Raw genomic sequence first — 24,005 nt, forward strand, 5'->3', positions numbered from 1 at the left:
AGGTCATCTACCGACAATTGGTCGGGGAAATTCAGCGAGCCGAAGCAGGTGATAAAAAACCAACCACCTTCCCGGCAAGTGCAATGAGATCTGCGCCATCCAGTTGAGCAATCTCATGTTCGTTCAGCGCCGGGTAGGTCATTCGAGGTAAAACCTTAATTAAGGCGTCAACATCACAGTTTGCCAGTGCAGCCAATGACACTCCGCGGAGTGTCCCCGCGTTGGGCCTGGATACAGTAACTTGCTCAATTTTTTGCTCACCGCGCATCAGCGGATTGTCGAAGGTCACAACGTTTGAATTTCCGGTATCGATAATATTTTCCATTTGTCACTCCCTCAAAAATAGAAGAGACCGGCCTGCCTGAGCGGCCGGTCAACAACATTACAGGCCAATCGCCTTACGGTGTTCGGCCAGACGGTCTACACCGTCGACCTTCAGCACCATGTTGACGATGTCAATTTCAATGACTTCTTTTCCGTCAATTGTCAGCTGGTAATAAGCACAATCAGTTGTCATTTTCGTTGTACCGCTTTCGCCCTGCTTGTTCTCACCGCAGTCGTACTCTTTATGACGACCTCGCATCACCACCTCGACGGCGGAAATTGCGCCGGTGTCGTCGCGCTGATAGGAGCCAGTAAAACGCAGCGGTACGCTGTCTGCACCAGGGGATGCATACTGCGCCCATAGTGCGACATCCGGCAGACCACCGAGCGTCCATTCAAGGGACAGCGCATCATCATCAAGGCCCATATCAATGGATACCGAACCCGGCATCCCGCCGCCGCGGTATTTCTCCAGCTTGCGGGTCAGCTTCGGTAAAGTGACGGATTCAACGACGCCCATGTAGCTCAGGCCATCGTTAAACATGTTCAAATATTTTAATTTACGTGGTAACGCCATGCTGTTAGCTCCTTAGCCGTTGACCGAATCTGACAGATTCGCCAGATAGGTATCAGTGATGCGCTGGCGCAGGGTCAGGTTTTCCAGCGGTGGGACGGGGGTATAGTCGTAATCGATATACAGTTTGCCCGCTTTAAGCGTCGCAACATCGTTGGACTCAGGGTCGTACCAGCAGGAGCCATCGACGATATAACCATTACTTTTCAGCTCACGGAACTTGGCATTAATGCCCGCCACGATGTCGCGAATAAGGGTCGGGGTAATCGGTTTATCCATCGCCCACGCATGTGCTTCCGCCATGGTGTCGGCCAGTACCTGCGCGGTACGGGTGTAGTTTTCAAACAGGAAAAGAGGATCATCCGCGCAGGTGCGGTTACCCCAGAATTTGAAACCATCATTGCGGATCAGCGTGGTCACACCAGCCTGATTAAGCAGGTTGGCATCGGTCGCCGGTTCCTGCAAATCCCATGAGACTGAGGCGCTAACACCGGTGACGCCATTCACGCCGACGTTTGACAGGGTTTTATGCCAGCCGGTTGTCTGGTCGATTTTGGCACGCAGGCCCAGCGCGCGCGCCGTCGCCCATGCGGTATCTGTTGCGTTTGTCGTAGTGTCCCACGCCAGAAAATCGGGGAAGATCACCATCAGCTCACGCTGGCTGAAATTCTTGCGATAGTCGATGGCCTCGGAAATGGTTTTACAGTCCCACGCACTGACATAGCCAAAGGCACGCAGGCTCTGACAGGTAGCGGCAAGCGCAGTCGCTACTTCCTGCGAATCCAGCCCCGGCACGCCAAGAATGCGCGGCTTAACGCCGGTGACAGTCTGCGCCGTCAACAGCGCTTTCAGGCCGGTGTATTTGCCGTTTTCGTCCGTGGTACCAATGATGTTGGAAATCGTTTGTTTCTGAGCCGCGTCGGGGGCCTCAGGGTCTTCGACACCTTCGGCCACACGTACAACCACAATGACCGGTTTGCACTGGTCAGCGATCGCCTGTAGTGAAGATGATAGTGTTCCCTGTTTGCCGGCTTTACTAATAGCGCTTTGCACATTAGTAATCAGCACAGGTTCATTAAGAGGGAAAACCGTCTCGTCAGCATCGCTGGCGGTACAAACCATGCCGATGATGGCTGTTGAGACAGTGGAAATGGTGCGCACGCCGTCATTAATCTCGATGACCTGCACGCCGTGATGATAGTCGCTCATCCATTTAACTCCGTGGTTTAGTGGTGAGACTATTGTCAACGTCATACCTTGCAAGCGCGACGGGAAGGGGTTGGAGCGGGGATTACACAACAATAAGCCCTCCGGAGGAGGGCTTTATTTATTCGGGGAGTTGCGGCCAGTCAACCGGGCGTGTCACTGATACAGTATCGATTTTTTCAACCTCATCGATGTAATCCAGAACAGCGAACAGTTTTGCTGCTTCGAGTTCAGTGAGTGTCCGACCTGCCTGCAGTTTGAGTTGAATCACACTCACTGACTGCATCGCATCACTGATGAGCATTTGCTTTTGCGACTCCGCCATTGCAGGGTAATCAGGCTCAATAGCTTTAAGTACTGGCATACCCTCTTCGTTCGGCACAATTGAATTACCTTTGGTCTGCCCTTCGATTAAATGCTGATACCAGCTTTGAGAGATGATTGACGCATCAGCAGGCCAGCTTCCTACCGCTTCATAAAGCCCCCTGTCGGACTCAAAGTAAAAGCCAGACAGTTCAGCACTATAATAAATACTATTCATATCAGTACCCTTTAGCCTGAATAATTACAGCGACTTGCCCGATGCTGCCGTAAGCCCTGTTTGCCATGACAACACAGCCCGTATTTGTTTTTGAGATCAGTTGGAACATCCCTTCCGTATTGCTACTACCGTTGGCGTTTAATGTACTGACCGAAACTGATAAGCAGGCTGACGGAAACGCTTTAGGGAATGTGATCGCCTGCGTCGTCTCGCTGGTCATTGTCGCCCCCTGCACCCACTGCTCAATAATGCCGGTACTTCCGCATTGCCACCATCCATTCGCCGCCTTTGATGCCGAGTTTGGTGCAGCAAACGAGCCTTTGGGCTGAAAACGTCCGTCGCTTTCGGCTTTGGTATATGCCCCGGTACGCGGCATATATCCCGCATCTGATTGTGCTTTTGTGTAGTAGCGAGCATCAAAGTTGCTGTAATCTGATGGCACAAATTGACCGGAGCCTGTGATACCACCGTTCACAGCGAGACCGTGCCCCATGGTCACTTTGCCGGTTGAAATTTCGACATAAAATGGACGCAGGCTGTTATATGGTCCGAGCGGGTCGAGGGAGTTTGTCAACATCAGATAAAGTCTGTTGCCGTCGTTTCGCCAGAATGTTCCGTAATTCCCATAGGCAATTCGGTAACTGTTTGCGCTATCACTCATTAACTCAGATCGAAATCTAGCCCGAGCTGGTGTAAGACTGAATTCAGTAATGGCATCCGTATTCCCGGTTGCGATTCTGTACTCTTGTCCCTGAACCGTCTCATGCCAGATGGTATCACCCGTTCCGCCACGCATTTTTCGAAGATAGTTTTTACCTCCGGTAGGCCCACCTGAAAGTGATGAAAAATTGTAGGTTGCCGAGGGAATTCCATCCTGATTAAGCGTTCCAGTCATGCTATCACCAGCTTTTGCCACTTTACTGGTGTCAGGGTTTTTATCAGTGAAAACATACTGATAGTCTTTACTACCCGTCGCGATCGCCCCATCCCATCGAATAGCGACTTTCCCTTTGGGATCGGATGGAATAATAAGGTGACGGCTTTGTTTTACCGCACCACCATCCTGATAAAGCGTGAAGGTATAGGCGTAAGGCCCACCACTCACGGCGTGCGTCCAGAAACCGGAAGGCAAATCCGTCGGGATATTGTCATAACTGTTACTCGCTACAGCTGGCGTTCGGGGTGCTACCCCACCTAACCCCATCCAGCCAGTCACCGGTACTCTCCCGGCAGTCGTGTCTATCATTGAGGTGACAACATCAGCTTTTGCCGCCGTTCCCAGACTACTTTTAACACCGGCCAGTTCATCATTGACGGTTTTCACCGCTTTCGGTGTCGCGGCGAGCGACTCAGACACACTGTCGGTCGCGCTACTGAGCTGGACAATCCCCTTCTGCGCCGTGGTCGCGTCCTGAGCCGTATACTTCGCGCTGGCGAAGTCATAGACTGCTTTAACCGCTTTCGGTGTGGCTGCAAGTATCTCAGACGCGCTGTCGGTCGCACTGCTTAACTGCGTGAAACCCTTTTCTTTCAGCGTGGCGTCGGGATGGCGACGTGACTGCTCATGCTCCGCAAGTTTGTCGTCGACATAATCCTGCGTTGCCATCACAAGCGTAGTATCGATGGACAGCTCGACCGTCTCGATATCGCTCACCATGATTACCATGCGCAGCGTCTGCGCGCGCCCTGACCCTTCCGCCAGCTCGGGCTTGTAGCTTTCTGCCATATTGCCGACCGCAATCAGCGTGCCGGTGTCATCGTAAAGCCCCATTTCGCGCAGCCAAAAACCGCCGGTCTCAGGTGGAATCACCAGCTCCGCGACGACATAGTTTTTGTGCTTTTTATCCTGGCTGATTTTATTCAGCGCATGACGCCAGACTTCATTGACCAGTTTTGTCTGGCTGGCGTTCGGCTCGGGCAGTTTGCCGCCGCCATCCCCGACGGCCATCGCCACAAAATTGACTTTCTTCCCGTTCGGGACGCTCGCCGCCGCCAGCTTTTCAGCACCGGCTTTGGTGATAACGGTTTTATATTTTACTGTCATTGTGCTCTCACTTATCCGGGGTAAACCGTGGTGATATCGCCGTCATAGTTCAGGGCGCCGTAATACAGATGCCCCGGAATATCCTGAATAATATTCAGACCAATAAGATGACGGCTGGCTGGTTTTGCATCGGCAATCAGCCTTTCCATTTCGTAATACATTTCCTCGGTGATGCCTGTCTCTAACACACCGATATCGAGGCGGAATGTGCCGGGCGGGTCGTTGGTTTCCCACCACTCCGTCACGTTAATCAGATACCCGAGCGGCTCGACCACCCGGCGCACCGCACCAATCGTCCCTTTGTGCGCATGGATAAACCACGCCGCGCGGATCACCTCGCGTTTGGTCTCTTCCGGCCAACTCTCATCCCAACGGTCGACCGAAAACGCCCAGGCAAGCCACGGCAGCAGATTTGCCGGGCAGGTATCGGGACTCCAGAGACGGCGCAGGGGGATCGGCGTATTTTCGATATCGGCACAGGCTCGCGCCGCCGCCACCTCAAGCGGCGAGGAGCCGACCGGCAACAGGCGGGCGTCACTCATCATTGCCCCCGATGGTTACGCTATATTCACTACACCAGGAAGCCTGTGTACTATCGAGCACGATGTCAGCCAACGGTGCGGCCAGCTCAACACGTTGCACCCCCTCAACGTGAAGGGCGGCATAAATAGCCGATTTACGGATATCTCGCCCGAGACGGTGCTGGGCGCTGATATAACTCTTAAGCTTCGCCTTTGCTGCACTGAGCACCGGCTCGCTTTCAGGGCCTGGATAAAGAAATAGTGAGGCGTCGACTTTATAGTCAATAATATTTGCCGATTGCACTGTGACGCGATCGGCGACCGGCCTTACGTCCTCATCATTGAGAGCATTTCGGATGACGGCGAGCAGTTCTTCTGAGGCCACGCCATTATTTTCGCGAGACAATACCGAAATGGTCACGTTCGCAGGCTCGGGGCTAATTACAGAAATATCCGCAACCCTGCCGTCAGCACTGCGGCCATGAAACTGATATGCGCCGGTTGAGCCAGCCACACTCATTCCCTCAAAGGCTTGCTGGATACGCAGGCGATAATCGGTATCAGCTTCTATCACCGCAGGCGTGGGCGGTAGCGAGGACTCATCCCCTGGGGTGATCACAAGACGTGTGACGTTATAATTTGCACCAATATTATCGAGATCATTCCCGGCTGCGTAGGCCAACATGACCGCACGCGCCGCTTCATTAACATGCTGACGCCAGATGACTTCCCGGTAAGCATTTTCCTGCAAAAGCTTCACAATGGGCTCAGATTCAAGCGTCAGAGTACGTGCAATAGCCTCCTGCTGATCTTCTGGATACAGGGAGATGAGGGTCGCCTTTCGTTCTGCAAGAAGGATTTCATAATTCAGCTCTTCCACGACATCGGGGGCGGCGAGCTGGCTTAGATCTACAATAGCCATAACGTTTAACTCAGTGGAATGGTAAGGGAAAAAGGCTGGCCTGAAGTCGAGCGTGCGCCAGTAATATCGACAAACAGCGCTCCGTCATCGCTAGGGTGTTCAAAGATGATGGTCGAAAGACTCACACGAGGTTCCCACTTCTGAATCGCGGAGTAGCACGCAGCCATAATCTGCAGGCGCAAAGCCGGGGTCTGCGGCTGGTCAATCAGCGCTGAAAGAAGCGAGCCGTATTCACGGCGCATCACTCGTGAGCCAACCGGCGTGACCAGAATGTCGCGCACGCTTTGCCTGATATGGTCGGCCTCAGAAATACTGAGTCCGGTTTGGCTGTTCATTCCAAGATAGCGCACTGTCATTTGGTCTCCTTCGTCCAGCTCCCGCCGCTCTGCACATTGCCGTGTGCATGGTCATCCACCTGCACGCCGTTGGAGGTAAACTTCCCGCCGGTGTGCCCGATGTCTCCTCTCATCGTCCCGCCCTTCTGCACTTCGAGTGAGCCGGTAATCAGCTTGTTGGTACAGACCACCTCGGGTGTATCGAGGGTGATGCGGGTTTCAGCTTTAACCAGCACAACAGGGACGCTGGCCGTGATGGACTCGCTAGCCGTGATGTTGGCGGTTGTGATCCCGGAGACAGTAAGCGCCCCATTTTCTGGTTCGTACTCAATCATTGCCCCATCAGGAAACGAGACGTGAAACGCATCAGGAGAAGCAGAGGGGGCAGGATGGTCATCCGAGAAAATACCCGGTAGCACAAAGGCGGTGTCGAGCTCGCCGCCAATGGCAAGAACCAGTACCTGCTCGCCAACGGAAGGCGCCCACCACACCCGTGCGCGGCCAGCACGACAGGTCAGCCAATTGAGCCACGTAGTTTTCATCCCTCCGGTCTGGACGCGACAGAGCCCCTCCTGAAGAGAGACATCTGTTACTACGCCGATGCGGATAAGATTACGGATTGCACGAGCGATACCGTGGATTGAAGTTAGCGTATTCATGAGGAGAGAATGCCGAGGGTTCAGAGCAGCAGCAATGAGGCTAAGTTTTCTGCTGGATGAAACAACAATTTGCGACCGCAGGGCATGATAATTTACATGCGTAAAACAACACCCTGAGCGCTAAACACGCTATCGCCGAGAACAGACAATCCTCTAAATATAAATCCAGGTCATTAAGTTCATTTCAGAACCCATACGGTATCGTTTTTACTCAGGCTTCTATCACCTGCAATTTACTCACTCCACTGGCTGACGAGTTCCCCATTAATGTACAACTCTTTAGGTGGAGTAACAGGTGCAGGTAACGGTGGTTCAGGAGAATAACTGGCGCGTAATGTGCCATTTTCCTCTGTGACAAGAATCCGCTCGGTCAATTGCAGACTGAAGCTAATATCTTTACTTTCATCTTCATTCATGACTATCTGAAAGAGATAGCCATTTTTACGCCCTTCATCCAGCGTGAAAATATCAGGTTGATTTTCCCGAAGCCAAGCTAACAGCGGCACGAAAAGTTGATTGGATTCGCCGACAAAATTTTTAACAAGACCTTTTAGTGTATATTTCTTCTCAAATGATAATGAGACGGAGAGACGTGCATCAATATTTCCGTTCTCAACAGAGAAGCGCAACATTTCTGGGTGAGCACTAAGCTGTGGAATAGCGTCAATTAATGCCTGACGTAAGCTATTTGGTTTATTCATTACTTTTACCCTGACACTCTTTGATGGTTTCGATTTGCAGCGCGCAGGTAATCAATGCCTGCTCGAGCCTGCGTATATCTGCACTTAGATCGCCATTAATCATCGGTTCGCTGCCTGGCATTGGGCATGAGCTCACTCTCGGGCAGATGTTGTAGACAGCGTGCAGCGGAGGCACAGCCGGTGCGGGTGTGCAAGCGGCGCACCACATCAGGCAGACGGTCACGGTACCAACGGCGTAAAGCTTCATTTTCATTCATCAACCTTGTAATAGTCTCCTCACGCTTTGCCCGCTGCTCACTCAACATTGAAAGTTCGTCACGCAGCCTGACCTGCGCGTTTTCATTATCTCGGGCTACTCGCAGTGAGACAGAGAGTTGATTTTTCAGGTTTGCAATAATGTTTTTTTGCTCGCCAGCAACTTGATTTACTTTTTCGAATGATCGAGAAAGGTTCAGATTTTCGCGGCTCAACCACAGTACTGAGGCAAGCAGCCCGGCCAGTATAAGTAGCAGGACTTTCATGGAATCCCTTTGATGCAATATGCTTTTTCCCGTATACGTCGATTCTCAAGACCAGTATTCCTGATACCTTTCACATATACCCAGCGCGGAAACTGATCGCATGCCTGTTGCCACTGCTGGCGCTGAACAAATGACATCAGCGTCGACCGGCATGCGGCTCCCGCGCCAACGTTAAAGGCAAAACTAACCAACGAGTCATATATACGAGGGGGTATTTCGGCTGACACACACGCAGAAAGTCTCTTCTCAACATTGCGCACATCAGCAACAAGATTTACAGCCGCTTCGCGTTCACTGATATCTTCTTTAGGCACAACGCCAGCCGTATGGCCAATACCTGACGTCCACACACCCGCACTGCACTGATAAGGTCTCAGCCGACAGCCCTCAAGATCGGCAATCAGCGCTAATCCCTCAGGAGACGTTTTCAGCAAATGAAAGTCTGGCAGCAGGGCTGCGAACATTAGTACGCTGGCTACACTGCAGCGCTTAATGATTGAATTCACGAATCGCCTTCTCATCAAACCCGAGTGAGGTCAGATAACGGTATGTTTTGCGCTTAAACCAGTAATTCGTCAGCGCCGTAAAAATGGCACACATCCCCCCCACGTAGAGTGCTACTTTTTCAGGTGACATTGCCCCAAAATAGGCGAGGCAAACGGCTAACCAATAAGCAACAAACGTGGTGATTTTTTCCAAGCTTAGTCCCATAGATGCACAGCCTCAGCTTTTGCTGCGCTATCAACCTCAGGAATTTCAATCGCCTTGCCGTGTGGCACAATAACGCCTGAAGCAGCAAGACCGGGATTTGCTTCTAACACTGTTTCAACGACGCCCTCAGTACGCCCGTAATAACGCGCACAAATAGCATCAAGCGTGTCCCCCTGCATTGCGTAGACCTTCATCAAATGCTCCCAACAAATGGATTTTCGGATCTAAGATAGTTTCCAGAGCAGGTGTTAAATCGGCTACTGCTTACAGACGTGCAATCACGCGCACAACATTCCTTTATCGCTGGAAGCCCTCATATAAATGACAAAATACATAATGCCCGCCACTGATGAGACAATGAGCAGCGTAAATAAAATCAGGTGAACGTAGAGCTACAGAAACGGAACGCTACAACTCTGGAGTGGAAAAATAAGGTTGGGGGCGTGCTAACATATACTGCATTAACTATGTTCGTATCAGCAGCCCCTGTTTAGGGATATAACCTTTGATGGGCTGAGTATTAATAGCTATCGCCAGCTCTCATCTTCCCAGACTTCCTGAAGAATATTGTCCAGGGCTTCACGGTCGGACTCTTTATCAAAGCCCCTCAATTCTACACCTGTCACAGAACCCTTTTTAACGGTGACATGCGTTGATGGGAACAAAGAATGAATTCGTCGGGTCAGCTCATATTGAAAGGCATCAACCATCGTCTGTCCTATTTTTTGTTCTTGGTCTAAGGCGATATTGACTTTCACGTAGCCTCCCCTCTTTTTTAATCTTTCTGGTGCAGGCGTTGCTGAAAAGACAACTGTAAAGGCATTGCCTTTCATCAAGTTCCCTCTCGCAATCTCAGCGATTAAATTCAGGGCAATTTCACGATCTCTTTCCTGGCAAGTTCCTTCAGCTGTCAGACGGGCAATCATCTCGACTCGCTCAATCATAACTTGCTCGTTTAACTCTCTGTCCACACAACCTCCACCATGAGTAACTGTATATGCATACAGTAGCACGTATTACTAAAAGCTGGGAAGAAAAAAATCAGGGGTAGCATATGTATCTTCATGATATCGATGGATATTAATGGGATGCACGCAACCTTCAACGGCTAAAAAAACTTCGGATTTCACTTAATTCGGGTTCACACTCAGCCCTCAGACGAAGCGTTCACTGGCGTTGAAAGGCTTTTCAAGTCGTCTGGCCAACGCGCTTGATCAACCTGTATCTCACGCCCGCAATAAATATCAATATCCTGCTCTGGCAGCCTGAGTTGAGCCTTCAATAGCCGCCTTTTACGTAGGCCTAAGGGCCTTGATAAAGCGAATACCGGAGGATCGCTTTCACTCTCCGTACAGTTAATGACAGAACTCCAAGAGGGCGCAGGAGCGCCCTTAACGTCAACGGCCAAATCAACGGCCCGCTTCGGCACAATTTTCCATTGTGTGAGCCGGGTTAAAATTGGAGTACCTGCACCGACGGCGGAATCGTACACGCCACGAATACAAACGATTTCCTCGCCATACTGGTTAAATTCGGTGCGAGGCTCATACAGCGTGCGCACTTGCAAATCATCGCGACGGACAAACGGCCCACCCTGCGCATTAACGTAACCGGCCCAGTCACCGGCGTCGGCGGTATCGTGGACGGCGGCAAACTCAACGCTCAGGCCGTGCGCGGTCTCGGTATCCGCGAGACGACGCAACTCACGGTAGACCGTCACTGGCGCACCGCCGATAAATTGAAACTGACGGATGTGCCAGCGCGCCGCCCATGCCGAAACGGCAGCGGCAGTCTCTTTCAGTAGCTCACCGCTTTCGTCATCGGTTTCACCCTCAAGAGCATAACCGTCGATATTTTTGGAAATGTATTTAGCGACATAGCCGGTCGCGCTGCCCTTTGCCGGATCAATGACCTCAGCATGAAAGCGTGCCTTTTTAGCTTTATCACTTCTCAGTTCCTGGCAGTCTTCCTCCCACGCATAATCGCGAATGATGAGGCGTACACGCTCTGCATCTTCTGGCAGCATGAACATAAGCATGTGCCAGTGCGGCGTACCGTCATGATGAGGCTCAGCAACACGGATACCGAAAATACGGATGTCTTCCCGGTGCAGCCTGGCGCGAATACGCGCCCACAGGCCGGTTAGATAGCTCTGCGTGTCCGACGGGCTGGCTCCGTTCCATTTGCTGTTACGGTAGCCCGCTTTTGTAGTTGCGTGATATTTAGACGGCGCGGTCAGGGTGTAAAACTCCCCAACATAACCAAGCTCATTGCAGATATTTTCAAACCCACGGATGCGGGTCATTAGCTCGCAGCGGCGTATCGCAGGATTAGCGACCGAACCGTCGTATTTTTCAATCAGGCTGATGCGGTTGCCGTCTTCGTCTTCAAGATCCAGCCCCTTAAGAAATTCACGCGTGCGGCGCTTCTGCTCGCGCCAGTCGGTCACGCAGTTTTTACTCGCGTAGGCGTGCCGTTTTTTGCTGACATTGCCAACGGCAATTTGCAGGTGTTCGCGCCATGCAGCCGCAATACGGCGCAAACGACCACGCCACCACACTTCACTGAACATGCGCATTACTGCCGGTGCAATGACATCCTCCCCGACATATTTCTTTGTGACTTTCTCCCACTGCGGCGGAGTAATGTTGAATTGCAGGGATATAAAACCGGCACGCATGTACCAGGTGTACAGCGTTTTAAGCTCGCTAACCCCAATGTCGTCAATGTTAGCCAGTTCAGCGCGAATGAAATTAGCAATATCAGCGGACAGCAGGTCAATATCGGCGCGCGACATGTCCGGGAGGCGGTTATATCTGGCGACCATATTGACCATGCGTGATGCCAGATATTGCATAATCTGGGTATCGAAATGACCACCAAAAACAGCGGCTGATACATTGCGATTAATACCCGTACACTCGTATTTTTTTGCGACCCGCTCAACGCGTGGCAATGCCTTTTTGCAAAAGCTGATTAAAAAAGCGTTGGCTCGTTGGCTGCCCTTATTTTTTTCCAGCAGCGCAGCAGTGCGGTAAATATCAAAACGCACGCACTCCGGCTGGAGAGAAAGCGCCTTTCTCGCATGCAGTAAAGCCGCGAATATACGGTCGCGGCGATACTGTTGCTCATAGGTCAGATATGGGCTGGCTATTGCAGGTCGCGCTGCGTTCCATGGGTAAGCGAGCTGAATAGCCAAGTCATCCAACCCGATAATTTCTGTTTTTTAGCTCTGTGATTTCCTGGCAGGTCACACAATATGCCACCCCAGGGATGGCAATGCGACGAGCCTCTGGGATTGGGCTATCACAGGCTTCGCAAATGAGACGAGAAGGCGCAGTAATTCGGCTACGAGCGCTGTTGATGTAACGCTCACGCTCTTCCAGCTCGCGTTGCTGTGCGAGATCCATTGCGTCAGCCATTAGTGTTGCACCTGAGATTCGTACTCAAGATGTTCAGCCTCGCCACGCAGCAATTCCGCAGCTTCGGTACTATTCAATCCCTGGTAACTAATATGGAGGGCCATTGCTTCAAGGCGTTTAGAAAAAACCAAAGCGTGTGCTTTACGCTCTTCATTTTTAACGTCAGACAGCAATACCGCCAAACTATCGGGATCTGTTTCAATTTTATTGATTTCGTTATTTCGCATTATGTAATCTCCTGAATTTAGGCAAAGGGATGCCCGGTGGGTTTACACCAGTGTATTTTTTTAGGGTTAATTCGGCATGGTTAGCCGTTTTGGAAATAAACTCACTACTGCACGGAAATGATTCATTGCAGTAATAAGCGATTTTTTCTCATCATACGTCAGTGAATTGAATTGCAGTTCATGACGAGCCACAGGGAGTTTTGCGAGATAAAAAATAGCTGCCAGCGCGCGAATATTATCTTCATATAAGGGGTCGTGCTTCTCACGCATTTTCTCGATAAAACATTCCAGTTCTTTACTGTTGCAACCCCAATATTTTGCACGCAGTTCTGCCACATAATTGAGACCCGCCAAACGCTCACTCGTCTTGAGTGGAACGGTTGCTGAATCAGCTTCAATAGCCATACTTTCTCTCCTTATGAAAGGGGGGTTCCACTCTCGGAACACCCTGTAGCTTCAGGAATATGAAACGCACAGTGAAAAGAAATGAATCAATCAGCTATCGAACTTACTCAGATGGCGTCATGCACCGATGATGAGCTGAAAACGGGAGTGCCCTAAAGCTTTACGCAATTGCTCTTCTTTCCAGCGAGCGTAATAGATGCGTATCGGGCCACCGGCTTTCTTACAACCCTTGCGTATTGTGCGAGGTTCAATAGGTACACAAGGGTTGTCACCGGTTGTCCAGCGATAAGCGGTGCGTTCAGATACCCCCTCAAGCACTGCGAACTGTTGCAGAGTAACGATTGGAGCAGGCACTTTGATGATTGCGATTTCAGAAGCCATGTTGCATGATTCCCATTTGGATAATGTTTGCAATCAATGGTCTCTGTTTGCCAACCTCAGCCATTGATTTTCCTGAATTAGCAACAATACTAATACCCATTTGAGCATTAGTAAACACCCAAAGGAGTATATATTGATCCTTGATTCTCAAGTGAACAATGATGAGTTACTGGACCGCATCTGCCAGGTATATGGATTTAATCAAAAAATCCAGCTCGCAAGGCACTTCAACATTGCGGCCAGTTCCCTTCAAAATCGCTACTCTCGTGGCACAATTTCGTACGATTTCGCCGTACAATGCGTTCTTGAAACGGGGGCAAGCTTGCGATGGTTACTTACCGGGGAAGGTTTGCAATATGATGGAAAGCCCGCCGCAACGGATCCCAAAGAGATCGCATCATTCACTTTAAGTGATGGTGAACTCGTTAAAAATTCCACTTTAAGTATTGATGCTGATTTTTTTAGTAAAGCGCTCAAAGACGGTATCGCTGTTCGTACCGAAGGCAAACTGCACTTTATTGAACAAGATGCGGCCCTGACTGACGGTCTCTGGCTGATTGATATTGAAGGAACCATCAATATCCGCGATTTGACTTTACTTCCAGGTAAGAAGCTTCACGTTGCGGGTGGAAATGTGCCTTTTGAATGCGAAGTCCGCGAGATAAAAACGCTTGGTCGTGTGGTAGGTATATACAGCGAGATTAAGTAATGACTGTCCGTAAAAACCCTGCAGGAGGCTGGATTTGCGAGCTTTATCCGAACGGGGCAAAAGGCAAACGAATTAGAAAAAAATTCGCCACCAAAGGCGAGGCACTCGCCTTCGAACAGTACACCGTACAAAATCCCTGGCAGGAAGAGAAAGAAGACAGACGCACGCTAAAAGAGCTAATTGATGCGTGGTATAGCGCACACGGCATAACTCTCAAAGATGGACTAAAACGTCAGTTAGCAATGCACCACGCCTTTGAGTGTATGGGCGAACCGCGCGCGCGTGATTTTGATGCGCAGATGTTTTCCCGCTACCGGGAAAAGCGGTTGAAAGGTGAATATGCCCGTTCAAACAGAGTGAAAGAGGTGTCGCCTCGCACCCTTAATCTTGAACTGGCCTACTTTCGCGCGGTGTTCAATGAGTTAAACCGCCTCGGAGAATGGAAGGGTGAAAATCCGCTGAAAAATATGCGCCCTTTCCGCACGGAAGAGATGGAGATGGCCTGGCTAACTCACGACCAGATAGCGCTTCTGCTCGGTGAGTGTCAACGCCACGACCACCCTGACTTACAAACCGTGGTCAGAATCTGTCTTGCCACAGGCGCTCGGTGGTCAGAGGCTGAGAGTTTAAAACAAAGCCAGCTTGCGAAATACAAAATCACATACACCAACACGAAAGGCAGAAAAAACCGCACAGTTCCCATCAGCAAAGAGCTTTACAACTCCCTGCCCGATGAAAGAAAAGGTCGGTTGTTTAGTGAATGCTATGGCGCGTTCCGTTCTGCTTTAGAAAGAACAGGCATCGAACTACCGGCAGGTCAACTTACCCATGTTTTGCGCCACACCTTCGCCAGCCATTTTATGATGAATGGCGGAAATATTCTGGTCTTGCAGCGTGTCCTCGGCCATACCGACATCAAAATGACAATGCGATATGCGCACTTTGCTCCAGACCATTTAGAGGATGCCGTTAAGCTCAACCCTTTGGCGATGAGTGGCGATAAAGTGGCGGTCGAAATGGCGAATAATGGGTAAACCCTGGCAAACAATGGCAATGTATGTCAATGATAATTAAAATAAACCATTGTTTTTCGGTTGTTACTGTAGGAACTCATAATCGCTTGGTCGCTATTCAAGTCCAGCAGGGGCCACCAAACATAAAGGGCTTACGCCAAAACGTAAGCCCTTAGTTTTTTCAGGATTTCTGAATCAGCGGCGTGGATAACTCACACGAGCTCCCGGAGTTGCTCCTGCATATACGCAGAAAAGTATTCAGGGTTCTTGATAACGACGTGGTCAGTTGAGTTAATTTTCTCAGCCCATCCGGCGACTTTTTTGGTGAAGTCCGGATCCCATCCCTCCTGGCTGCCGCGCGCCATCACATCAGCGGCGCTGGCTGGTGTACCCAACTCTTTCAAATACTTGAATATTCCCTTCGCGGTACTCTCGTCCATCGACTGCGGCACTGACGCGGAAGTGTCCATACCACCAATGAAATCCAATGCTTTCTCAATGACTGTTGGCATACTCTTATCCTTAAAATTAACCATCTGGTAACTACGCTTTACCAGGGCCTGAAATTGATCGGAAATTCAAAGAGATTGTCACGGTATCGGAAACCCTCTCTTACCCTTGAGCGCTCCGGTACATTCATAAAGCATTGCACAATCCACACACCCGAACCATTAACCCCCTCACAAACATCTAAAACTAAAGAAATCCCTCGTCGCGCCGATCATCATCCGTGTGTATTATTTCCTGTAGCTCTTACCACAACTATCCTTAACTCAAATACTTAAGCGCTAAAGCGAAAGGCATCATGAGCACACCGATCAAGCGGCTAGAAATCATAAAAAATGCCATTGAACTGGAAGATGACGACATCATTTACAGTCAGCTGGCACGGCTGAAAAGTGAAGCGTTTGACGATGAGCTACAGGCGATCGTCGCGGCGCTTGAGAATAAGAACTACACGGCAGCGATGGCTGCCATCACTGCCTGGTTGCAGAGTCAGCGCTCACTGACCCAGTGGCGCGACCCGCAGGTGGCTGCCAGCAAACTCGAACTCAGAGCATTAGAAGAGCGTCTGCGCGATCTGATTGACCGCCGCAACGCCCGCGTACAGCAGCTCGACGAGTTCAACGATCTCTATTTCTCCCGCCTTGGCCCGCTGATGTCACAAATCCTGCAACTGCGCAAAACCCTGGCGGAGCTGAACCTGCGTCGCCAGCAGGCGGAGGCGCGTCGTCGTGAAGAGGATTATCGCCGCTGCCAGCAATACATGGCCCAGGCCGTAGAAGTGCTGGCAACGCTGACTCAGCGCTGGCGTGCCCTGCCGGCCGACTCCGTGCAGGCCACCGAGGCGCGTAAGCATCTGCAGCAGCAAAGCGATCTGATTGCCAATCTGCTGGCCGAGGCACAAGAGCTGGAAATGGGCTTAACGCGCGAAGAGGAGCCAGCGCGTCAGGCGCGGGACGAGGCCAACGAAGAGTACGAGAAATATCGCGAGCAGCACCACGATGCTGAAGTGCGTTTGCGCAAAGGCAAAGATCTGTCGGAAGAGGATCAGAACGAGCTGAAACGGCTCTGGCGTCAGGCCAGTAAGCTCTGCCATCCGGATCTGGTGGCAGACGATCTGAAAGAAGAAGCCAACACCATGATGGTGCAGCTCAACCAGGCCAAACAGCGCGGCGATGTGAAAGCCATTCGTTCGCTGGTTGCGCGTCTGCAGCAGGGTTTTGAACCGCTAATGGCAAGTGACCGCCTGAACGATCTGGAACGTATTCGCAAAAAAATGGCGCAGGTACGCGAGCAAATCGACACATTAGTGAACGAACTGGCAGAGCTGGAAAAAGAAGAGTCCTGGCTGCTGGTCTCCTCGCTGAGCAATATGGAGTCCTATTTTGCCCAGCAGGAGAAAGCGCTGCACGACGTGCGCGCCGCGCTTGAACATCAGGTGAACGCAGCGCAGCTCGACGAAGTGGCCTGATTACTTCGCGTGCCAGTACGCGCTGGCACGCACCAACTGTGGATCAATCGCGTCGGTTTCAAACTGGCGGCTCAGGTTTTTCACCACCTTCCCTTCCCCGGTTAGCCAGATAAAGTAATCCCCCGCAGGCACATTAAACGTCGCCAGCCGATCCGCCACCGCCTTCTCGCTGTGCCCGACAATCCAGGTGATGTTGAAATCACCCAGATGCGCCAGATAGTCCTTATACGCTTCGTCACCCACGGTCACCACTGCGTGAATCTCCGGGCGAACCGGTAGCTGTGCGATAGCCTCCAGACGGCGACGTAGCGCAGGCATTCCTGACTCATCACACACGTACAGCTGCCAGGCGTAATCTTCGGGCACAACCAGCGATCCGCGCGGGCCGCCGATCGTCAGTTTATCGCCCTCTTGTGCCTGCACCGCCCAGTTGCTGGCGACACCGCCATCGTGCACAAAGAAATCGAGCACCAGTTCGTGGCGTGGTTCGTCGTACAGCGGCGTGTAGTCACGCGCCATAGGACGCACACCGTCGCCCCAGTCGATGCCTTCGTCAGTGACTACCGGCGGGACAAAAGTCGCGCCCGGCGCCGGGAAAAAGACTTTGGTGTGGTCGTCAAAACCCTTTGAGCTAAAGCCCTCCAGCGCGTCGCCGCCTAAGACGATGCGTTGAAAGCCAGCACTTATACGCTCAACGCGGAGCACGGTCAGCTCGCGAAAGCGCAGTTCATTGCGTACACGTTGTGGGTAGCGGGTCGATGTCATGTTTATGCCTTCGTGAAGTGAATACGATATATCTAAATAAATTTCAAATGATAATGATTGCTAACAAACGGGATTGCAAGTCTTTTTTTGATATAGCCATCACGATGGTTTCCCGCCACATCAACTCATAATTAAATTCCATAAATTCATATAGATATCACAAATACAGAAAACTGCATTGCTAATCCGATAACTTTAGATATAAATTAGATATATCAAATTAAGGAGAAAACCGATGCGACATTCCCACGACGATTTCGACAGAGACCATCACCATCATGGCCGCGGCACCGACCATCACGGCGGCGGCGGTGGACGCCGTCAGCGTTTCTTCGGCCACGGCGAGTTACGCCTGGTGATTCTGGAGATTCTGACCCGTAACGCCAGCCACGGCTACGAACTGATTAAAGAGATTGAGAGCATGACTCAGGGGAACTACACCCCCAGCCCGGGCGTGATCTATCCGACCCTCGATTTCCTGCAGGATCAGGCGTTTATTACCATTTCGGAAGAGGAAGGCGGGCGCAGGAAGATTGCGATCACCGTAGCCGGGCAGCAGTGGCTTGACGAAAATCAGGAACATCTGGAACACATTCAGGCACGTATTAAAGCGCGCTGCGTGGGCTTCCAGCTGCGTAAAAACCCGCAGATGAAGCGGGCGCTGGATAATTTCAAAGCGGTTCTCGACCTGAGAGTGAATCAGGGGGAGATCAGCGACGCGCAGCTCAAACAGATCATCGGCGTGATCGACCGCGCGGCGCTGGAGATCTCCCAGCTGGATTAAGCCAGCGCGTCCTCGCGTACGCGGAACACTTTTACCAGCTCATTCAGGTGCATCGCCTGATCGTTAAGCGAGGCCGCTGCCGCAACCGACTCCTCCACCAGGGCAGAGTTCTGCTGGGTGGTGGAGTCAATCAGGCCAATCGCGCTGTTAATTTGCGAGATGCCTTCCGTCTGCTCATGGCTCGCCTGACGGATCTCACGCAGAATAACGTCCATCTCCTCCACGTTCCCGACCATGCCGTTAATCAGCCCGCTCGCTTTTTCCACCAGGTTCATCCCGTCCTGGGTCTGACTGGTTGAGCTTTCGATCAGCTGGCGGATCTCGCTGGCCGACGAAGCGCTTTTCTGCGCCAGCTGGCGCACTTCACCGGCCACCACCGCAAAACCGCGCCCATGCTCACCGGCACGCGCCGCCTCAACCGCCGCGTTCAGCGCCAGAATATTCGTCTGGAAGGCAATCGCATCGATCAGGTTGATGATATCCGACATGCGGTTAGAGGTTTCGTTTATCAGGCGCATTTTCTGCGTCACCTGCTTCATCATCTCGCCGTTGTTTTTCACCACGCTCGCCGCATCAGCGGAGAGGTTTGTCGCCTCCCCCGTATGGGCCGCGGTATTTTTCACCGTGGCGGTGATCTGCTCCATCGAGGCCGCGGTTTGTTCTACAGAACTGGCCTGCTCTTCGGTACGCGCCGCCAGATCCTGGTTCCCCGCCACAATCTGCGCCGCCGCGCTGGAGATATTTTCCGAACCGGACTGCACCTGCTGCACAATTTCCAGCAGTCGGGTTTTCATCTCCATCAGGGCATGCAGCAACAAGCCTGTTTCGTCTTTCGTGCGGGTGGTGATGTTGCGGGTTAAATCGCCTTCAGCAATGGCTTCAGCAAACGCCACCGCCTCGCCCAGAGGACGGGTAATGGATCGCACGATAAACCAGCCAATCGTACTGCCGATCAGCACGCTAAACGCGGTGAGGATCACCAGCAGCAAGCGGTTGGTGTTGAAATCGCCATCCACCTGCTTTCCGGCGCTTTGCATTTCGCTGTTTTGCACCGCGATCAGCTCCTGCACTTTGGCCTTGTAAGCCTGTTGCAGATCCACGGTGTGGGTCATCATCTCCTGGATCGCCCCCGCGCGGTCGTTGTTCTGCACGGCCTGCAAAATCCGATAGCGGGAGTCGAGATACTGCTGACGCACGTCGCGGATGCCGGTCAGGATCTGTTGCGACTTCGCGTCTTTCAGGGAGTTATTCAGGTCAGTCAGAATGACGGTAATCTGTTCGCTGATCGCTTTCAGCCGCTGCTGCGACTGGGCGGCATACTTGCCCTGCTCATCCAGCAGCATGAGCTGTTGAGTGCTAACAAATTCCTGGAAGTTATCAATTAACTGATTGGCTTTTACCGTCGTCGGGTAATCGTGGGTAATGATGGTTTGCATCCCGTTATTTGCCCGGTTTAGGCTCAGAAGCGACAGGCTGGCACTCACCACCATCAGAACAATTAAGAATCCAAAGGCCAGAAATAATTTTGTGCCGATCTTTACGTCATGTAAGAACATATATACTCCATCGATGTGATTATTTCTCAGACGATCAGCGTTATCGGTAACTTTCACGCTAACTTTATGACTTTGATCGTTTTTATATTTCATAACCACTGCAATGGATAGGCTGAATCTATTAATAACGCGCCATCGATCGTTACTTAACCGTCAGACAGGCGGTTTTTGAAATAGCGTTGGGGTAAATTGAGTTAGGTGGGGATAAATAACTGAGCCAATTACTTTAGTTATTTAATATAAAATCAACATTTCAGCGCAAATATAATTACAACGCCGGGAATAAAAAAGCCCGCTTATTTCAGCTGAAACAAGCGGGCTTTTTCTTGAACGTTACTGAATCAATGAAGAACCGTGACCGCATCTTCCAGACGTCCGGCGCGGTGCTTCACCATCGCCGAGACGCGGGCGCTCTCTTCCACCAGATCGGCGTTTTTCTGCGTAATGTCATCCAGTTCGGCTACCGCACGGGTCAGGTCAGACAGACCGGTTGCCTGCTCCGAGGTCGAGTGACTGATCTGGGCAATCAGGCGCGTCACGTTTTGCACCTGCTCCACGATGTCGTCCATGGTGCGCCCGGCGGCGTGAACCTGATCGGACCCCGACTGCACCTTGCTGGCGCTGGCATCAATCAGCTTGCGAATATCGTTGGCGGCGCTGGCGCTACGGCTTGCCAGATGACGCACCTCTCCGGCCACCACGGCAAAGCCTTTACCCTGCTCACCCGCACGCGCCGCTTCAACCGCCGCATTCAGCGCCAGGATATTGGTCTGGAAGGCGATATCGTTGATAAGTTTGGTGATGGAGCCAATGCGCTGGGTGCTGTCGGCAATATCATCCATGGTTTTCACCACGGTCTGCATCGCGTGACCCCCTTCCGCTGCCGCGTCGCTCGCCACTATCGAGAGTTTATCGGCCGCGGCTGCGGTTTCAGAGTTGCTCTGCACCGACGCCGCCATCTGATTCATCGTCGTCACGGTCTGCTGCACATTCTCGACCGTCTGGCGGGTGCGATCGTTGAGATCTTCATTGCCCTTCGCCAGCCGGTCGCTGCCATCGCGCACACTTACCACCTGGCTGGAAACATCATTGATCAGCCAGCGGCACATCAGCCCCAGCTGTCCGACCGCGCGCAGGGTCAGCCCCAGTTCATCGCTGCGGTTCAGATGGTCAACGCTGTTACGCTCGCCGGTCGCCACTTTGAGCGCCTGACGCGCCACATTCTCTACCGGGCGCACGATTTGCTGCTCGAACAGTAGAGTGCCCAGCAGCATCACCAGCGCGCTCGCGCCCAGTGCCGCCCAGCTCGCATGAGTGGCAATAAGCGTGCCAGCCAGTGCCACAAACAGACCAGCCATCACGCCACGCACTCGCCAGCGCAGCGGCATCGCCGGTAATTTCCCGCGCCAGCCCTTACTCACCACCAGCCCTTTATGTACACGTTTATTGCAGCGCCCTTCGTTCAGGGCTTTATACAGCGGCTCGACTGCGGCGATCTCCTCCGCCGTGGCTCGGGTGCGAATCGACATGTAGCCCGTCACCTCTCCGCCGCGCACCATCGGCACGGCGTTGGCGCGCACCCAGTAGTGGTCGCCATTCTTACGGCGGTTTTTCACAATTCCACTCCACGGCTCGCCCTGTTTCAGCGTGTACCACATATCGGCAAAGGCCGCTTTAGGCATATCCGGGTGACGCACCAGGTTATGCGGCTGGCCCAGCAGTTCATCCAGTTGGTAGCCGCTCACTTTCACGAAGGTGTCGTTGGTGTGGGTCATGTGGCTGTGGAGATCGGTGGTGGACATGAGGGTGGTATCGTCGTTCAGAGGATATTCATTCTGAGTGACATACGGTTGAGCGGACATGATGGGCATCCCTTGCAGGTTATTTGAATGTTAATTTTGTGGGTTTATCTTTTTTCGGCGGTAAATAATTTATCTTTAGTTGTTAAATCCGATCGAGATCGCAAATTGCAGTTAAACTGCACTTTTTGTACGCATTTATAATTGATTGATTTCAAATACTTTCGCAAAGAAATTACCCACAAAGGCCCACCCGTTAACGCCTCCTTAAGTGGCAGGCCATGCACTACAAGGGTGCAATTGACGAATTCCAGGGCACTCGCCAGGCCAGATAGCCCAGCGGCAAAGCGCGTATCTTTTCTTCCGGCGCGATTAAATTTTGCACAACATTATGTTGACCTGGCATTTATCCCGATTTTCGTTAAGTCACGGGAAGTGGCGTAATCCCTGCAATAATTAATTCAGTATCATGTGATACGCGATCCCCCGGAGCTCATTTTGAACAGGTTACCTTCCAGCGCCTCGGCTCTCGCCTGTACCGCGCACGCACTGAATCTCATCGAAAAGCGAACGCTTGACCATGAGGAGATGAAACAACTTAATCGAGAGGTGATTGATTACTTTAAAGAACATGTGAATCCGGGATTTTTAGAGTACCGAAAATCTGTTACCGCTGGCGGGGATTACGGAGCCGTAGAGTGGCAAGCGGGAAGTCTAAATACGCTTGTCGACACCCAGGGACAGGAGTTTATAGATTGCCTGGGTGGTTTTGGAATTTTCAACGTGGGGCACCGTAATCCAACTGTGGTTTCCGCCGTACAGAATCAACTCGAGAAACAACCCCTTCACAGCCAGGAGCTGCTCGACCCGCTTCGCGCCATGCTTGCAAAAACGCTGGCAGCATTAACGCCCGGCAAGCTGAAATACAGCTTCTTCTGCAATAGCGGCACGGAGTCGGTCGAAGCGGCGCTGAAACTCGCCAAAGCGTACCAGTCGCCGCGCGGGAAATTTACCTTTATCGCGACCACGGGCGCGTTCCACGGCAAGTCGCTGGGCGCACTGTCGGCAACGGCAAAATCGACATTCCGCAAACCCTTTATGCCGCTGCTGCCGGGCTTCCGCCACGTGCCGTTCGGTGATATTAACGCGATGCGTACCGTGCTCTCCGAGTGCCGTAAAACCGGCGACGACGTGGCTGCGGTGATCCTCGAACCGATTCAGGGCGAAGGCGGAGTGATCCTGCCACCGCAGGGCTATCTTCCTGCGGTACGTAAGCTGTGCGACGAGTTTGGCGCGCTGCTGATTCTGGATGAAGTGCAGACCGGAATGGGGCGCACCGGCAAGATGTTTGCCTGCGAGCATGAGAACGTGCAGCCGGACATCCTGTGCCTGGCGAAAGCCCTCGGCGGCGGCGTGATGCCGATTGGTGCAACCGTTGCCACCGAAGAGGTGTTCTCGGTACTGTTCGATAATCCGTTCCTGCATACCACCACCTTTGGCGGTAACCCGCTGGCCTGTGCGGCCGCGCTGGCCACCATCAACGTGCTGCTGGAGCAGAACCTGCCCGCACAGGCAGAGCAGAAAGGCGATATGTTGCTGGACGGTTTCCTGCAGTTAGGGCGTGAGTATCCGGATCTGGTGCAGGATGCACGCGGCAAAGGGATGCTGATGGCCATCGAGTTTGTGGATAACGAAATCGGCTACAACTTCGCAAGCGAGATGTTCCGCCAGCGCGTGTTGGTGGCCGGGACGTTGAACAACTCGAAAACCATCCGTATCGAACCCCCGCTGACGCTGACCATTGAGCAGTGCGAAGCCGTATTAAAAGCGGCCCGCAAGGCGCTGGCGGCAATGAGGGTGAGTGTGGAAGAGGCGTAACGACCACTCTCTCGCCGGATAGCGCTGCACTT

At 52.2% G+C, this 24,005-nt stretch carries 29 protein-coding genes and 1 pseudogene; 5 read left to right on the forward strand and 25 right to left on the reverse strand.

Going from position 1 to position 24,005, the window contains the following annotated elements:
* Window positions 1-31: 31 nt before the first annotated feature.
* The 21 genes and pseudogenes from ACB496_RS19005 to ACB496_RS19105 form a co-directional block, all read right to left on the reverse strand.
* Entirely contained in the window at window positions 32-325 is a 294-nt protein-coding gene (locus ACB496_RS19005; protein ID WP_371973268.1) for a phage tail assembly protein, read from the reverse strand.
* Window positions 326-382: 57 nt separating this feature from the next.
* Window positions 383-901, reverse strand: coding sequence for a phage major tail tube protein (locus ACB496_RS19010; RefSeq protein WP_102104807.1), 519 nt, complete (start codon window positions 899-901; stop codon window positions 383-385).
* Between the two features lie 12 nt (window positions 902-913).
* Window positions 914-2,107 (reverse strand): phage tail sheath protein, encoded by a 1,194-nt coding sequence (locus ACB496_RS19015; RefSeq protein ID WP_107702810.1) that lies wholly within the window; start codon window positions 2,105-2,107, stop codon window positions 914-916.
* 118 nt (window positions 2,108-2,225) lie between these two features.
* Window positions 2,226-2,645 (reverse strand): tail fiber assembly protein, encoded by a 420-nt coding sequence (locus ACB496_RS19020; protein ID WP_231275964.1) that lies wholly within the window; start codon window positions 2,643-2,645, stop codon window positions 2,226-2,228.
* A 1-nt stretch (window position 2,646) separates the two neighbouring features.
* Window positions 2,647-4,689 (reverse strand): phage tail protein, encoded by a 2,043-nt coding sequence (locus tag ACB496_RS19025; protein ID WP_371973269.1) that lies wholly within the window; start codon window positions 4,687-4,689, stop codon window positions 2,647-2,649.
* Between the two features lie 11 nt (window positions 4,690-4,700).
* Window positions 4,701-5,231, reverse strand: a complete 531-nt coding sequence (locus ACB496_RS19030) for a phage tail protein I (RefSeq protein ID WP_231276065.1) — start codon at window positions 5,229-5,231, stop codon at window positions 4,701-4,703.
* Complete coding sequence (locus ACB496_RS19035) at window positions 5,224-6,132, reverse strand: baseplate assembly protein (protein ID WP_371973270.1); 909 nt, start codon at window positions 6,130-6,132, stop codon at window positions 5,224-5,226. The genes ACB496_RS19030 and ACB496_RS19035 overlap by 8 nt, the downstream gene beginning before the upstream one ends.
* A gap of 5 nt (window positions 6,133-6,137) precedes the next feature.
* Window positions 6,138-6,488: a GPW/gp25 family protein gene (locus ACB496_RS19040; RefSeq protein WP_149044955.1), complete on the reverse strand. Its 351-nt coding sequence runs from the start codon at window positions 6,486-6,488 to the stop codon at window positions 6,138-6,140.
* Window positions 6,485-7,126 carry a phage baseplate assembly protein V gene (locus ACB496_RS19045; protein WP_371973271.1) on the reverse strand — a complete coding sequence of 214 codons (642 nt, stop codon included), beginning with the start codon at window positions 7,124-7,126 and terminating at the stop codon, window positions 6,485-6,487. The genes ACB496_RS19040 and ACB496_RS19045 overlap by 4 nt, the downstream gene beginning before the upstream one ends.
* A gap of 233 nt (window positions 7,127-7,359) precedes the next feature.
* On the reverse strand, window positions 7,360-7,827 hold the full coding sequence (locus ACB496_RS19050) for a phage tail protein (RefSeq protein ID WP_371973272.1): 468 nt from the start codon (window positions 7,825-7,827) through the stop codon (window positions 7,360-7,362).
* Window positions 7,820-8,080 (reverse strand): Rz1-like lysis system protein LysC, encoded by a 261-nt coding sequence (gene lysC / locus ACB496_RS19055; RefSeq protein ID WP_371973273.1) that lies wholly within the window; start codon window positions 8,078-8,080, stop codon window positions 7,820-7,822. The genes ACB496_RS19050 and lysC overlap by 8 nt, the downstream gene beginning before the upstream one ends.
* Window positions 8,004-8,348, reverse strand: a pseudogene (locus tag ACB496_RS19060) (LysB family phage lysis regulatory protein); the annotation flags it as partial. The gene lysC and the pseudogene ACB496_RS19060, both read right to left, overlap by 77 nt.
* Window positions 8,345-8,854, reverse strand: a complete 510-nt coding sequence (locus tag ACB496_RS19065; protein WP_107702803.1) for a lysozyme — start codon at window positions 8,852-8,854, stop codon at window positions 8,345-8,347. The gene ACB496_RS19065 and the pseudogene ACB496_RS19060, both read right to left, overlap by 4 nt.
* The gene (locus ACB496_RS19070) at window positions 8,838-9,059 is read right to left on the reverse strand and encodes an HP1 family phage holin (RefSeq protein WP_102104818.1); all 222 of its coding nucleotides are present in this window, start codon (window positions 9,057-9,059) and stop codon (window positions 8,838-8,840) included. The genes ACB496_RS19065 and ACB496_RS19070 overlap by 17 nt, the downstream gene beginning before the upstream one ends.
* Window positions 9,050-9,253 (reverse strand): tail protein X, encoded by a 204-nt coding sequence (locus tag ACB496_RS19075; RefSeq protein WP_129036062.1) that lies wholly within the window; start codon window positions 9,251-9,253, stop codon window positions 9,050-9,052. Before ACB496_RS19075 ends, ACB496_RS19070 begins: the two co-directional genes overlap by 10 nt.
* Before the next feature lie 333 nt (window positions 9,254-9,586).
* Window positions 9,587-10,030 (reverse strand): DinI-like family protein, encoded by a 444-nt coding sequence (locus tag ACB496_RS19080; RefSeq protein WP_107702802.1) that lies wholly within the window; start codon window positions 10,028-10,030, stop codon window positions 9,587-9,589.
* Between the two features lie 176 nt (window positions 10,031-10,206).
* On the reverse strand, window positions 10,207-12,258 hold the full coding sequence (locus tag ACB496_RS19085) for a replication endonuclease (protein WP_371973274.1): 2,052 nt from the start codon (window positions 12,256-12,258) through the stop codon (window positions 10,207-10,209).
* Window position 12,259: 1 nt separating this feature from the next.
* Window positions 12,260-12,481 carry a TraR/DksA family transcriptional regulator gene (locus tag ACB496_RS19090; RefSeq protein WP_102104821.1) on the reverse strand — a complete coding sequence of 74 codons (222 nt, stop codon included), beginning with the start codon at window positions 12,479-12,481 and terminating at the stop codon, window positions 12,260-12,262.
* On the reverse strand, window positions 12,481-12,708 hold the full coding sequence (locus ACB496_RS19095; RefSeq protein WP_312069351.1) for a DUF2732 family protein: 228 nt from the start codon (window positions 12,706-12,708) through the stop codon (window positions 12,481-12,483). The genes ACB496_RS19090 and ACB496_RS19095 overlap by 1 nt, the downstream gene beginning before the upstream one ends.
* A 66-nt stretch (window positions 12,709-12,774) precedes the next feature.
* Window positions 12,775-13,113, reverse strand: a complete 339-nt coding sequence (locus ACB496_RS19100) for a DUF5347 domain-containing protein (protein ID WP_102104823.1) — start codon at window positions 13,111-13,113, stop codon at window positions 12,775-12,777.
* Between the two features lie 117 nt (window positions 13,114-13,230).
* The gene (locus ACB496_RS19105) at window positions 13,231-13,494 is read right to left on the reverse strand and encodes a hypothetical protein (RefSeq protein ID WP_102104824.1); all 264 of its coding nucleotides are present in this window, start codon (window positions 13,492-13,494) and stop codon (window positions 13,231-13,233) included.
* Window positions 13,495-13,627: 133 nt separating this feature from the next.
* Here ACB496_RS19105 and ACB496_RS19110 point away from each other — a divergent pair, with 133 nt between their 5' ends.
* Both ACB496_RS19110 and ACB496_RS19115 read left to right on the forward strand, forming a co-directional pair.
* Window positions 13,628-14,203: a phage repressor protein CI gene (locus ACB496_RS19110; RefSeq protein WP_102104825.1), complete on the forward strand. Its 576-nt coding sequence runs from the start codon at window positions 13,628-13,630 to the stop codon at window positions 14,201-14,203.
* Window positions 14,203-15,237, forward strand: coding sequence for a tyrosine-type recombinase/integrase (locus ACB496_RS19115; protein WP_371973275.1), 1,035 nt, complete (start codon window positions 14,203-14,205; stop codon window positions 15,235-15,237). Before ACB496_RS19110 ends, ACB496_RS19115 begins: the two co-directional genes overlap by 1 nt.
* Window positions 15,238-15,428: 191 nt before the next feature.
* Here the strand turns inward: ACB496_RS19115 and ACB496_RS19120 are convergent, their stop codons facing one another.
* On the reverse strand, window positions 15,429-15,752 hold the full coding sequence (locus tag ACB496_RS19120; protein WP_100778837.1) for a DUF1889 family protein: 324 nt from the start codon (window positions 15,750-15,752) through the stop codon (window positions 15,429-15,431).
* A 269-nt stretch (window positions 15,753-16,021) separates the two neighbouring features.
* Between ACB496_RS19120 and ACB496_RS19125 the strand changes: the two genes are divergently transcribed.
* Window positions 16,022-17,191, forward strand: coding sequence for a DNA repair protein (locus ACB496_RS19125; protein ID WP_371973276.1), 1,170 nt, complete (start codon window positions 16,022-16,024; stop codon window positions 17,189-17,191).
* On the opposite strand, the gene ACB496_RS19130 is transcribed toward ACB496_RS19125, so the two are convergent.
* The gene (locus ACB496_RS19130) at window positions 17,192-17,956 is read right to left on the reverse strand and encodes a siderophore-interacting protein (protein ID WP_371973277.1); all 765 of its coding nucleotides are present in this window, start codon (window positions 17,954-17,956) and stop codon (window positions 17,192-17,194) included. It lies immediately after the preceding gene.
* A gap of 235 nt (window positions 17,957-18,191) precedes the next feature.
* Here ACB496_RS19130 and ACB496_RS19135 point away from each other — a divergent pair, with 235 nt between their 5' ends.
* Window positions 18,192-18,740: a PadR family transcriptional regulator gene (locus ACB496_RS19135; protein WP_100778834.1), complete on the forward strand. Its 549-nt coding sequence runs from the start codon at window positions 18,192-18,194 to the stop codon at window positions 18,738-18,740.
* Here the strand turns inward: ACB496_RS19135 and ACB496_RS19140 are convergent.
* Both ACB496_RS19140 and ACB496_RS19145 read right to left on the reverse strand, forming a co-directional pair.
* Window positions 18,737-20,296, reverse strand: a complete 1,560-nt coding sequence (locus ACB496_RS19140) for a methyl-accepting chemotaxis protein (protein ID WP_371973278.1) — start codon at window positions 20,294-20,296, stop codon at window positions 18,737-18,739. The genes ACB496_RS19135 and ACB496_RS19140 overlap by 4 nt on opposite strands.
* Window positions 20,297-20,637: 341 nt before the next feature.
* The gene (locus tag ACB496_RS19145) at window positions 20,638-22,158 is read right to left on the reverse strand and encodes a PAS domain-containing methyl-accepting chemotaxis protein (RefSeq protein ID WP_371973279.1); all 1,521 of its coding nucleotides are present in this window, start codon (window positions 22,156-22,158) and stop codon (window positions 20,638-20,640) included.
* A 435-nt stretch (window positions 22,159-22,593) separates the two neighbouring features.
* Here ACB496_RS19145 and ygjG point away from each other — a divergent pair, with 435 nt between their 5' ends.
* Entirely contained in the window at window positions 22,594-23,973 is a 1,380-nt protein-coding gene (gene ygjG / locus ACB496_RS19150) for a putrescine aminotransferase (RefSeq protein WP_181826894.1), read from the forward strand.
* Window positions 23,974-24,005 lie beyond the last annotated feature (32 nt).

This window comes from Lelliottia nimipressuralis, assembly GCF_041464075.1.
In the GTDB taxonomy this organism is placed as follows: Bacteria; Pseudomonadota; Gammaproteobacteria; order Enterobacterales; family Enterobacteriaceae; genus Enterobacter; species Enterobacter nimipressuralis.